We start from the raw sequence: 12,525 nt of genomic DNA, 5'->3' as shown, positions 1-12,525 counted from the left end.
GAAGACGCCGGACGCAGGCGCTACCGCGAGCGCATCGTCCGACGTCACTGGCGCGATCTCCAATCGTTGGCCGAGCCCGAAGAGTGAAGCGTCCAACGCAGCGTCGCCCGCGCCGAGCGTGCAGCCTGTCGTGGCCAAGGAGCCCGCGCCGGCGCAGCTTCAGCCCCCGGCCCCACCGGCCCAGAAGGCGTGTACCAATCCCAACGCGCTCGGCATTTCGCGCACCGTCGAAATCGACACCACCGGCGGTCCGGGACTCGGCCTGTCGCAGTATCGCGACTACGACTTCCTGCAGCCGGGCGAAGTCGCGCTGACCTTCGACGACGGCCCGTGGCCGGTGAATACGCCCGCGGTGCTCGATGCGCTCGCGGCCGAATGCGTCAAGGCGGTGTTCTTTCCGATCGGCAAGCACGCCAGCTGGCATCCGCAGATTCTCAAGCAGGTGATCGCCGCCGGTCACACGGTCGGCTCGCACACCTGGTCGCACGTCAACCTCGCCATCAAGCCGTTCGCCGAGGCCAAGGCGGAGATCGAGAAGGGCATCAGCGGGGTCGTGCTGGCCGCCGGCCAGCCGACCGCGCCGTTCTTCCGCTTCCCGCAGCTGCGCCAGACGCCGGAGCTGAAGGCGTATCTGGGCGAGCGCAACATCGCGACCTTCTCGATCGACATCGACTCGGAAGATTTCCGCATCCACAAGCCGGAGCAGCTCGTCACCTCGGTGATGACCAAGCTGAAGAAGACCGGCAAAGGTATCATCCTGATGCACGACTTCCAGAAGTCGACCGCGCAGGCGCTGCCGGAAATCCTCAGCCAGCTCAAGTCGGGCGGCTACAAGATCGTGTTCATCACCGCCAAGGACAAGATCGCCACACTGCCCGAATACGACGCCCAGGTGGCGCCGGCGCAGCCGGCCGCCAGCAATGCACGACCGATCAACAGCGTGGTCCGCACCGTCAGCACGAGCGCGAAGTAACAGATCATCGGAGCGAGGCCGGTTGACGGCCTCGCTCCATACGATATCGCACGACCTGCTGTCCGATACCCGCCGGATCGATAAATCAGGCGATCAAGCCGGCGCATCGCCCCAAAGCATAGGCGTATTGTCGCAGCCGCGGCGGGTCGTCGCAGCCTCGAACTGCCGTTAGGGTGGCGCCCGTGAGCCGCGCTTTCCCTCGCGGCAACGAGGAGGCTTAGTTGAACGCGGCGATCATTGCGGTCTTTGTCGGTGCCTACGCGGCGATCGCCTTCGAGCATCCGGTCAGGATCAACAAAGCCGCGGTCGCGCTGGTCGGCGCCGGCCTGTTGTGGTCGATCTACAGTCTGGCCTCGCCCGACACCGCCGCGGTCCAACGCCAGCTCGACGAAAGCATCGCCACCACCGCGCAGATCGTGTTCTTCCTGATCGGCGCCATGACGATCGTCGAAGTGGTCGACGCCCACAACGGATTCGAAGTCGTCACCTCGCTGGTCAGGACGTCGCGGCAATCGACGCTGCTGTGGCTGATAGGCTTCACCACGTTCTTCCTCAGCGCGATGCTGGACAATCTCACGACCACCATCGTGATGGTGTCGTTGGTGCGCAAGCTGCTGGCGCGCGATAAGGACCGGCTGCTCTACGCATCCATCATCGTGATCGCCGCCAACGCCGGCGGCGCGTGGTCGCCGATCGGCGACGTCACCACCACGATGCTGTGGATCGGCGGCCAGATCACCGCGCTCGCAATCATCAAGGGCGTTTTCGCCCCTTCCTTCATCAATCTGCTGATCCCGCTGGCGATCACCAGCTATCGCGTCGGCGATCAACCGATCGTCGCGCCGGCGACGCCGATCGATTCCGGCCGCTCGATCCGCAAATTCGAGCGCAACCTGATGTTCGTCCTCGGGCTCGGCGTGCTGGTCGCGGTGCCGGCCTTCAAGGCGCTCACGCATCTGCCGCCGTTCATGGGGATCCTGTTCGGATTGGGCATCCTCTGGACCGTCGGCGAACTGCTGCATCGCGACAAGCCGTCCGAGGAGAAGAGCCGGCTGACGCTGGCGCACGCGCTGACGCGGATCGACATGGCCTCGGTGGTGTTCTTCATCGGCATCCTGCTCGCGGTGGCGACGCTCGAGCATTCCGGCCTGCTGGCGGCGCTCGCGAGCTGGTTGGGCACACATGTCGGCCGGCTCGACGTCATCGTCATGCTGCTCGGCCTCGCCAGCGCGGTGGTCGATAACGTGCCGCTCGTCGCCGCCGCCATGGGGATGTACGGCATGGCGCAGCACCCGCCGGACAGCTTCCTCTGGCACTTCATCGCCTATAGCGCCGGCACCGGGGGCTCGATCCTGATCATCGGCTCCGCAGCAGGCATCGCCGCGATGGGGCTCGAGAAGATCCACTTCCTCTGGTACTTGCGCAAGGTGAGTGGGCTGGCGCTGATTGCCTATCTGGCCGGCTGCGCCGCTTACATCCTTCAATACCAGCTTCTGGGCTGAAGGCTTTAGCGAGGGGTTAATATTAAGCCGCTGTTAAAGCCGGCGGGGTAGTTTCGGCGCAGTTGTTCAGTTTCGTGCCGCCATGACCGCGCCGACAATGTTTCCAGGCTTTGATGGACTGATGTCGCTGTCGCGCCGCGAGGGCGTCGACATCCGACCGACCTTGCTGCGCGTGCTGACAGACCTCTATGTGCAGACCGGCGTGCATACCGAGACCGAGGAGCGGCAATTCGTCGAACTGACCTCGCGGCTGATCGACGAGGTCGACGACGCGACTCGCGCTGTGGTGCGTGCCCGGCTGTCGATCTATCCGCATACGCCGCACCCGATCGCCCTGCGGCTCGGGCTGCAGCAGGACATCGTGCCGGAGTTCACCGACGCGCCATCGATCGTGCCACCGTCGGCACCCGTGTCGAACGTCCCGACCCGGCCGCGTACCGAGGCCGAACAGCGCATCGCGGCGCTGGCGATGCAGCCGGACGACGCTTCGCAGCTTGCCGACATGTTCTTCGCCGCCGACACGCGGGAACGCGCGCTGATCCTCGGCAATTTGGCCGAGGCGCCGCTGCGCCCGGCGACGCGTATTCATTCGTCGCGTGCGCAGCGCGCCATCGAGGCGCTGCATATGGCGGCTTATGTCGGAGATCGCGAGAACTTCACGCTCGAACTCGGCAATGCACTGTTGCTGTCGACCAGGCTGGCCGAGCACGTCGTCGGCGACCCTGGCGGCGAGCCGCTCGCCTGTGCGCTGAAGGCGCTGGGCATGGGCGGCGCTGCGTTCGAGCAGGTGCTGATGTTCCTCGATCCGCAGCGAGGCACATTGGTCGACTGGGTGTATCGGCTGTCCCGGCTTTACGACCGGCTCAGCGAACGCGCGGCGCTGATCATGCTGGCGGCGTGGCGCGGCGCGACGGTGGCGCAGACCCGCGCCAAATATCGCGCGGCCCTATATGACGACGAGCGTCACCGCGCGCGCAGCTCGGCCGCGCACGCCTGGCCCGTCCATCCGCTCTCGCCCGCGGCCCGCGCCAATCGGAATTCGAACGGTTAGTTCGAAGATTCAGCTCGGCTTCGCCAGATCGAGAAAATGCCGTCCGGCACGGTCCTCGGTCTCGACGATCCAGACGTCGGGATCAAAGCGGATCTCTTTGGCGAGCCGCTCATCGACCGCGGCCTCGGGCTGCGGCTCGGGCGTGGCAGGCACGAAGATGCGCTCGAAACGGCCGGGCTGTCCTCATAGGCGGTCTGCGGCGCCGGGACATACAGCGTCGCCGTGCCGTCGAGCCGCGCCACCTTGACGAACACCGCGCCCGCCTCCTCAGCGCCGCGCCGACTGACGGCGCCGTAGACGCCCTCGGTCTGGCAGCGGCGGAGATAGGCGGCGACCCAGATTGCGCTCTTCAGTCTCATGGATGTGCTTGTAGGTCGGCTACGGCCGCGCCGCTATCGAAATCGAGCCGTGCCCGATCAGACGATGACGGGCGCGTCCGGCAGTTCGTTCCGGTCGGTGTCGTCGCCGGGGAAGTGCACGGCGAGATGCGCCGTGATCATGTCGATGCCGCGCAGCACGCCTTGCTCGAAGCGGCCGGCGCGGAAATCGGCTTCCATCGCCCGGCAGATGCGCTCCCACTCCCCGGCCTCGACCCGCTGGTCGATGCCGCGATCAGCGATGATCTCGACATCGCGGTCGGCGAGCAGCAGATAGATCAGCACGCCGTTGTTGTGCTCGGTATCCCAGATGCGGAGCTGGGAGAAGATGTCGAGCGCGCGTTCGCGCGGTGGCTGATCGCGAAACAGCGGTGCTCCGTCGAGCGCGCCTTCGACGACGAAGCGGATCTGGCCGGCGTGCGTGGCCTCGCTGGCCTTGATCGCCCTTTCGATCGCATCCAGCGATGCCGGCGGAAACGCGCGCGCCACCTGCCGACGGCTCGTCATCAGATGTTTGCCGATGCGTCGGATGCCCATATCGCCCTCACCAGCTTCCGGAGGCGCCACCGCCTCCGAAGCTGCCGCCGCCACCGCTGAAACCGCCGCTGTCGCTGCTCGATCCGCCCGACCACGACGAACCGCCGCCCGACCATGTCCCGCCGGACATGCCGCCGCGGCGCCGCCCCCCGGCCATCGGACCGTTGAACAGATCAATGAACATCGTCAGCACGAAGGCGGCAAAGCCGGCGACCAGCGCGATGTACCAGACCAATCCGAACGCCCAGGCGACGACGCCGATGATGCCGCCGGTGAGTGTGGACGCAACGACGCGGCCCAGCATTGCCTGCAGAAAGCCGTTGAGCACCAGCGTGCCGAAGAACAGCGGAATGGCCCAGCCGGAAATATCGTCGAACGATTCCGGCGCAGACCATTCGTGCTGCGGCTCGGGCGCCGGCAGCGGCTCGCCGTCGATCACGCTCATCATCCGGTCGACGCCGGCCTCGATGCCGCCGGCGAAATCGCCGGTCTTGAACTTCGGCGTGATGATCTCGTCGATGATGCGCTTGGCGGTGACGTCGGGCAGCGCGCCTTCGAGGCCGTAGCCGACCTCGATGCGCAGTTTGCGGTCGTTCTTGGCGACCAGCAGGATGGCGCCGTCGTCGACTTTCTTGCGGCCGATCTTCCAGGCCTCGGCAACACGGATCGAGAACTGCTCGATTGCCTCCGGCTGCGTCGTCGGCACGATCAGCACGGCGATCTGGCTGCCCTTGCGGGCTTCGAACGCCTTCAGCTTGTCGTTGATACGCGCGACCGCATCGCTGCTGAGCGTGCCGGTCTGATCGACGACGCGGCCGGTGAGCGGAGGCACCGCGACATCGGCGCGAGCCAACGTCGCGAATGCTGCCGTGAGGAAGCACAGCAGCAGCGCGACGACCGACCTCCGCACGGCGCGCATCGCCGCTTCCCGCGCTTACTTCGCCGGTGCCGGTGCCGGAGCAGGCGTCGTGTTGAAATCGACCTTGGGCGCGGTCGAGATTTCTTTCTCGTTGTCGACGGTGAAGTTCGGCTTCTCCTTGTAGCCGAACAACATGGCGGTGAAATTGGTCGGCACCGACCGCACCGTGACGTTATAGGCCTGCACCGCCTTGATATAACGATTGCGCGCCACCGTAATTCGGTTCTCAGTGCCTTCGAGCTGCGCCATCAGGTTCTTGAACAGCTCGTCCGACTTGAGCTGCGGATAGTTCTCGGTAACGACGAGCAGCCGCGACAGCGCGCTGGACAATTCACCCTGCGCCTGCTGGAACTTCTGGAAGGCGGCCGGATCGTTGAGCACCTCGGGCGTCGCCTGAACGCTGCCGACCTTGGCGCGGGCGTTGGTGACTCCGATCAGCACGTCCTTCTCCTGCTGGGCAAAGCCCTTCACCGAGTTGACGAGGTTCGGCACCAGATCGGCACGGCGCTGATACTGGTTGACGACTTCCGACCAGGTCGATTTGACCTCCTGGTCCTCGCTCTGGATGGTGTTGTAGCCGCAATTCGACAGGCTCAACGTGGCGAGCGCCGCCAGTACCGTCAAAAACTTCCGCATCGATTCTCTCCCAGCACGAACCGGCCCCCAGCATAGCAGATGCCGGTTGCGGACGTTTGTCGGTTATTGGACGGATATGGTTCGGCCTTATCGACTTTCCAGGCCTCGTCATTGCGAGGAGCGCAAGCGACGAAGCAATCCAGCCCGGTGCACGGAACTGGATTGCTTCGCCTTCGGCTCGCAATGACGATGTGGCTTAGGCCGCCGCCTTCCCAGCCTTCGCGTCCTGAATTGCCCGCCAGATCTTCTCCGGCGTCAGCGGCGTGTTCAGGTTGGTGATGCCGAGCGGCGCCAAAGCGTCGAGCACGCCGTGAACCACGCAGGGCGGGCCGCCGATGGCGCCGGATTCGCCGCAGCCTTTGGCACCGAGCGGGTTGGTCTTGCATGGCGCCGACGGGTCGAGCGTGACGTTGATCGGCGGCAGATTGTCGGCGCGCGGGATGCAGTAATCCTGATAACTCGCCGTCATGAACTGACCGTCGGCGTTGTAGGCCGCGTTCTCGTAAAGCGCCTGGCCGACGCCTTGGGCGACGCCGCCGTGGATCTGGCCTGCCACCAGCATCGGGTTCACCGCGTTGCCGACGTCGTCGACCGTGGTGTAGCGCACCACGCGGGCGACGCCGGTGTCCGGATCGATTTCGACTTCGCAGATATGCGCGCCGTTCGGCCACGACGGGCCGTCGACTTCGCCGGTGGAGTCGACGCTGAGCGTGGCGCCCTTCTCCTTGGCGGCGATTTCGAACAGGCTAATCTTGCGATCGGTGCCGGCAATGGTCAGCGTGCCCGCCGAGTACTCGATGTCCTCGACCGAGGCTTCGAGGATGTTGGCGGCCTTCTCGCGCGCCTTGGCGATCATGTCGGCCGACGACACCACTGCAGCAGTGCCGCCGACGAACAGCGAGCGCGAGCCGACGCTGCCGAAGCCGATCGCCAGATCGGTGTTGCCCTGGACGACGTCAATCTTGTCGATCGGAATCTCCAGCGCGGCGGCAATCATCTGCGAGTACGCGGTTTCGAGACCCTGCCCCATCGCCTGCGTGCCGGAATGCAGCACGATGCGGCCTTCGGCGGTGGCGTGCAGCTTGACGTTCTCGGTGTGAGCGCGGCCACCGGTCCACTCGATGTAGCTGGTGACGCCGCGGCCGTAGAGCAGGCCCTTCTTCTGCGCTTCCTTCTTGCGCGCCTTGAAGCCGTCCCAGTCGGATAGTTCGGCGGCGCGCTCCATCAGATGCGCGAAGGCGCCGGAGTCGTAAACCTGGCCGACCGCGTTGGTGTAGGGCAGCTGCGACGGCTTGATGTAGTTGACCTTGCGGATGGCGCGCGGATCCATCCCCATCTTGCGGGCGGCGGCGTCCATCAAGCGCTCGATGATGTACACCGACTCCGGACGCCCGGCGCCGCGATAGGCGCCGACGGGCGCGGTGTGAGTCATCACCGCCTTGATGTCGAAATGCACCAGCGGCAGATCGTACACGCCGGTCTGCACGAACGGGCCGAGCACCAGCGGAATGATCACGCCAGCGCCGGCCAGATAGGCGCCGGTGCCGCCGAACGACTCCACCCGATAGGCCAGCACGCGGCCCTTGGCATCGAGCGCCAGCGACGCGGTCGAGGTCAGGTCGCGGCCATGGGTGCCGCCGACGAACTCGTCGGTGCGATCGCCGCGCCAGCGCACCGTGCGGTTCAGCTTGACCGCCGCATAGGCGACCAGCGCGTCTTCGGGATACACGCCGGTCTTCTGGCCGAAGCCGCCGCCGATATCGCCGACCAGCACCTGCACCGACTCCTTCGGCCGCTTCAGGATGGCTTCGGCGAGCGCGTCGCGGGTCTGGCCAGGGGTCTGGGTCTGGGCGTGCAGGATCAGCCGGCCGGTCTTCTTCTCGATCTCGGCGATCACCGCGCGCGGCTCCATTGCGGAGGGCACCAGCCGCTGGCTGACGATATCGAGCGACACGGTGTGGGCGGCCTTGGCGAAAGCTTCATCGGCCTTGGCGGCGTCGCCATAGGTGATGCCGGCCACGATGTTGTCGGGGGTGTCGTCCCACACCTTCAGGGCGCCCGGCTGGGCTGCCGCGACGAGGTCGGTGATCGCCGGCAACTCGTCGTATTCGACGACGACAGCCTCGAGCGCAGCCTGCCCGGCGGCTTGCGAGCTGGCAATCACCGCCACAACCGGCTCGCCGACGAAGCGAACCTTCTCGTGCGCCAGCAGACGGCGCGGCGGCAGCAGCATCGCCGAGCCGTCCGGACGCTTGAAGATCGGCAGGGTCGGCAGCGTGCCGACATCGTCGGCGACCAGATCGGCCCCGGTCAGCACCCGCTCGACGCCGGGCATCGCCTTGGCGGCCTCGGTGTCGATCGACACGATCCTGGCGTGGGCATGGGGCGAACGCATCAGCACCAGAAACAGCGCGCCGTCGGCGGGCTTGTCGTCGAGATAGGCGCCGTGGCCGGTCAGCAGGCGCTGGTCCTCGAGACGCTTCACGGGCTGGCCCGCGCCGAACCGCATGGTGCTGGGGAGAATGTTCATGCCATTTCCTTTGTTGCTTTCTTGGCCGAGGTTTTAGCGGAGAACGCAGCGGTACGCCAAGAGGGGTGCTGGTCCGTCATTCCGGGGCGCGAGCACAGCTCGCGAACCCGGAATCTGCCTCGCGCAGAACATTTCGGGATTCCGGGTTCGCTTGCTTCGCAAGCGCCCCGGAATGACGGTGGTGGGAAGCGCCTCTTCTCCCCTCCCCCTTGCGGGGAGGGGTCGGGGGTGGGGGGCAACGAGGAAGGCATTTGTTCATGAGCACCCTTGCAGCAGCACCGGTGCAGCCGATCAAGATCAGTGCCCGGGGGCCCCCACCCCCTACCCCTCCCCGCAAGGGGGAGGGGTTGCGCCGCGGATCGGAGCTACTACGCGATCTCCGCCAGCACCTTCTCCACTGCCTTGCGCTCCTCTGCATTCAACGCCGCCTGCGGCGGCACGGGGTCGCCGACGTCGTAGCCTTGCAGTGTCAGGCCGGCCTTGATGCAGGCGGCGAGGTTGAATGTGGCGAAGGCTTCGTTGACGCGCCACAGCTTGCGTTGAAGCGTCAGCGCTTCGTCCCAGCGCTGCGCCTTGCACAGCTCGTAGAGCTGCACGCTCTGGCGCGGTGCGATGCAGGCCGGGCCGGCCATCCAGCCGACGCCGCCGATCAGCATCACCGCAGCCGGGATGTGCGCCGAGGCCGAGAACACCCGCATTTGGTCGCCGCAGCGGTTGAGGATCGACAACAGCCGCCCGGTGTTGGTCGAGGCATCCTTGATGTAGCGGATGCGCGGATGTTCGCTGAGCCGGGCGATGACGTCGAGCGTCAGGTCGGAGCGCTGGAATTGCGGGTTGGTGTACATCACCACCGGCACGTCGACCGCGTCCGCGATGCTGCGGAAATAGCTTTCGACCTGCGCGTCCTTCAGCGGGAAATAGGCTTCGAGGATGGCCAGGATGCCGTCGGCGCCGAGCTGTTGATACACCCTGGCCTGCGCCACCGCGTCGGCCGTCGAGGTCGAGGCCACGCCGGCCACCACCGGCACGCGGCCACCCGCCGCCTCGATGGTGGCTTCGACCACTGCCTCACGCTGCGCGGCGTCCAGATAGGCGAACTCGCCGGTCGAGCCGAGCGGCGTCAGCCCGTGGACGCCGGCCTTGATCAGATCGTCGCACAGCCGGCCGAGCACATCGGCGCGGACGCGGCCTTCGGCATCGAGCGGCGACACCAGATAGGGAAACACGCCGTGAAACTCGCTCATCCGATCCTCCCTCGCCCGCGCCGGATCAACCAGCATTCGCCGTCTTTCGAGCGCAAAGCGAAGCGCGCCGCAAGGCCGAAACTCTGCTAAGCCTGCCCTGCCCACCCTTGATCAACGGGAATGCCTGAAGATGCCGACCTCCTCCCCTCGCGACGCCCAGCAACCGCCCGTGGCGCCGCGCCGTCCGCACCAATTCACCCATCACGGCATCACCCTGACCGACGACTACGCCTGGCTGAAGGATGCGAACTGGCAGGAGGTGCTGCGCGACCCGTCGCTGCTCGACAAGGATATCCGCGCCTATCTCGAAGCCGAGAACGCCTTCACCGATTCCGTGCTGGGGCGCACCGAGGCGCTGCAGAAGACGCTGGTGAAAGAGATGCGCGGCCGCATCAAGGAGGACGATTCCAGCGTGCCGGCGCCGGACGGACCTTACGCTTACTTGCGCAAATATCGCGAGGGCGGCCAGCATCCGCTGTTCGGCCGCACGCCGCGCGATGGTGGCGAGCCTGATATCATCCTCGACGGCGACGAACTCGCCAAGGGCACCGATTACTTCCAGTTCGGCGGCCGGCGGCACTCGCTCGATCACAAGCTGGAGGCGTGGAGCGCCGACACCAAGGGCTCGGAATACTACACCATCCGGGTGCGCGACTGGGCGACCAAGCAGGACCTGGCAGATGTGGTCGAGGAGACCGACGGCGGCGTGGTGTGGACGCTGGACAATGCCGCGTTCTTCTACGTCAAGCTCGACGACAATCATCGTCCGATGCAGGTGTGGCTACACAGACTCGGCACCAAGCAGGCCGACGACGTGCTGATCTATCAGGAACAGGACTCCGGCTGGTTCACCCACATTCACGAGAGCACCAGCGGCCGTTTCGCGGTGATCGCCGGCGGTGATCACGAGACCTCCGAGCAACGTTTGATCGACCTCGCCGATCCGACCGCACCGCCGCGCCTCGTCGCGCAGCGCCAAGAGGGCGTGCAGTATTCGATCGGCGACCGCGGCGATCAGCTCTTCATCCTCACCAATGCGGACGGCGCCATCGACTTCAAAATCGTGACTGCGCCGCTGGCTTCGCCGGAGCGCGCCAATTGGCGCGACCTCATTCCGCATCGCGACGGCGTCTACATCATCGATTTCGATCTCACCACCGGCCACCTCATTCGCCTGGAGCGCGCCAACGCGCTGCCGTCGATTACCATCCGGGATCTGGCGACCAACGAAGAACACGCCATCGCCTTCGCCGAGACCGCCTACTCGCTCGGCACCGTCGGCGGCTACGAGTTCGACACCACCAATCTGCGGTTCTCCTATTCGTCGATGACGACGCCGTCGGAAGTCTACGACTACGACATGGCGACGCGGCAGCGCGTGCTGCGCAAGCGCCAGGAGATCCCCTCCGGCCACAACCCGGCCGACTACGTCACCACCCGGATCATGGCGAAAGCCGACGATGGCGCCGAGGTGCCGGTGTCGATCCTGTATCGCAAGGGGTTGGCAATCGACGGCAAGGCACCTCTCCTGCTCTACGGCTACGGCTCCTACGGCCACGCCATGCCGGCGGGCTTTTCGGCGAATGCGCTGTCGCTGGTCGATCGCGGCTTCGTCTATGCCATCGCCCATATCCGCGGCGGTGCCGACAAGGGCTGGGGCTGGTATCTCGACGGCAAGCGCGCCAAGAAGACCAACTCGTTCGACGATTTCGCCGCCTGCGCGCGCGCGCTGATCTTGGCCAACTACACGTCGCCGAAGCGCATCGTCGCCCATGGCGGCAGCGCCGGCGGCATGCTGATGGGCGCGGTCGCCAACCGCTCGGGCGAATTGTTCGCCGGCATCGTCGCCGAGGTGCCGTTCGTCGACGTGCTGAATACGATGCTCGACGACACGCTGCCGCTGACGCCGCCGGAATGGCCCGAGTGGGGCAATCCGATCACCAGCGAGCAGGACTTCAAGACCATTCTGTCCTATTCGCCCTACGACAACGTCGCCGCCAAGGACTATCCGGCGATCCTGGCGATGGGTGGGCTGACCGATCCGCGCGTCACCTATTGGGAGCCGGCCAAATGGGTGGCGAAGCTGCGCGCCACCATGACGGGCGGCGGCCCGGTGCTGCTGCGCATCAACATGGGCGCCGGCCACGGCGGCGCCTCGGGACGCTTCAGCCGGTTGGACGAGGTCGCAATCGTCTATGCGTTCGCGCTGTGGGCGGTGGGGCTGGCGGAGGCGTAGCAGGTAGGGCGGATAAGCCGAAGGCGTCATCCGCCGACGACGTCGATTGCGGCGAAGATTGGCGGATGGCGCTTCGCTTATCCGCCCTACTCACTGTAGCCCGGATGGAGCGTAGCGTAATCCGGGATGTCAGTATCAACGCAGTCCCGGATTTCGCGTCGCTCCATCCGGGCTACGTTCGCTTTTGATTAGTAAGAGGGTCGCGGCTTTGAGCTCCACCGCCAGCGCAGGGGAGTATGGATTCCGGGTTCGCGAGCTGCGCTCGCGCCCCGGAATGACGAGCGAAGCGCGTAGGGCGGATAAGCCGAAGGCGTCATCCGCCGCCAACGTCGATTGCGACGCAGCGTGGCGGATGGCGCTTCGCTTATCCGCCCTACAACATCTCTCACTCCCCCTCGTCGCTCGCCAGCAGCCCCCTCACCGCGCGCGCCCATCCGGCCAGCTTCCGCTCCCGTGTCGGCTTGCTCATCACCGGCTTGAAGCGGTGGTCGAGGCGCCAGTTGTCGGCCAACTGGACGGG

General features: G+C 66.0%; 9 protein-coding genes and 1 pseudogene. 4 read left to right on the top strand and 6 right to left on the bottom strand.

The features are described from left to right. The 3 genes from I5M_RS16630 to I5M_RS16620 form a co-directional block, all read left to right on the top strand. The coding region (locus I5M_RS16630) for a polysaccharide deacetylase family protein (RefSeq protein ID WP_022722423.1) at positions 1-973 on the top strand (973 nt) is incomplete at its 5' end. A gap of 221 nt (positions 974-1,194) precedes the next feature. Beyond that, a complete protein-coding gene (gene nhaD, locus I5M_RS16625) occupies positions 1,195-2,475 on the top strand; it encodes a sodium:proton antiporter NhaD (protein ID WP_022722422.1) in 1,281 nt (426 codons plus the stop codon). A gap of 82 nt (positions 2,476-2,557) precedes the next feature. Next, positions 2,558-3,526, top strand: a complete 969-nt coding sequence (locus I5M_RS16620; protein ID WP_022722421.1) for a DUF2336 domain-containing protein — start codon at positions 2,558-2,560, stop codon at positions 3,524-3,526. Between the two features lie 9 nt (positions 3,527-3,535). On the opposite strand, the pseudogene I5M_RS29955 reads toward I5M_RS16620, so the two are convergent. The 6 genes and pseudogenes from I5M_RS29955 to I5M_RS16590 all read right to left on the bottom strand — a co-directional run bounded on the left by I5M_RS29955 (position 3,536) and on the right by I5M_RS16590 (position 9,769). After that, positions 3,536-3,885, bottom strand: a pseudogene (locus I5M_RS29955) (DUF1491 family protein). A gap of 57 nt (positions 3,886-3,942) precedes the next feature. Continuing rightward, positions 3,943-4,440: a TPM domain-containing protein gene (locus I5M_RS16610; protein ID WP_022722420.1), complete on the bottom strand. Its 498-nt coding sequence runs from the start codon at positions 4,438-4,440 to the stop codon at positions 3,943-3,945. Positions 4,441-4,447: 7 nt separating this feature from the next. Next, the gene (locus tag I5M_RS16605) at positions 4,448-5,359 is read right to left on the bottom strand and encodes a YgcG family protein (protein WP_022722419.1); all 912 of its coding nucleotides are present in this window, start codon (positions 5,357-5,359) and stop codon (positions 4,448-4,450) included. Between the two features lie 15 nt (positions 5,360-5,374). Next, entirely contained in the window at positions 5,375-5,995 is a 621-nt protein-coding gene (locus I5M_RS16600; RefSeq protein WP_022722418.1) for a LemA family protein, read from the bottom strand. 196 nt (positions 5,996-6,191) lie between these two features. Then, positions 6,192-8,525 (bottom strand): xanthine dehydrogenase family protein molybdopterin-binding subunit, encoded by a 2,334-nt coding sequence (locus tag I5M_RS16595; protein WP_022722417.1) that lies wholly within the window; start codon positions 8,523-8,525, stop codon positions 6,192-6,194. Between the two features lie 368 nt (positions 8,526-8,893). After that, positions 8,894-9,769: a dihydrodipicolinate synthase family protein gene (locus I5M_RS16590; protein WP_031336698.1), complete on the bottom strand. Its 876-nt coding sequence runs from the start codon at positions 9,767-9,769 to the stop codon at positions 8,894-8,896. A gap of 130 nt (positions 9,770-9,899) precedes the next feature. Here I5M_RS16590 and I5M_RS16585 point away from each other — a divergent pair, with 130 nt between their 5' ends. After that, positions 9,900-12,005 (top strand): S9 family peptidase, encoded by a 2,106-nt coding sequence (locus tag I5M_RS16585; protein ID WP_022722415.1) that lies wholly within the window; start codon positions 9,900-9,902, stop codon positions 12,003-12,005. The last annotated feature ends 520 nt before the right edge of the window (positions 12,006-12,525 follow it).

It is taken from the genome of Rhodopseudomonas sp. B29 (genome assembly GCF_000333455.1).
Lineage (GTDB): Bacteria > Pseudomonadota > Alphaproteobacteria > Rhizobiales > Xanthobacteraceae > Rhodopseudomonas.
This window is presented reverse-complemented; position numbering and strand designations above follow the sequence as displayed.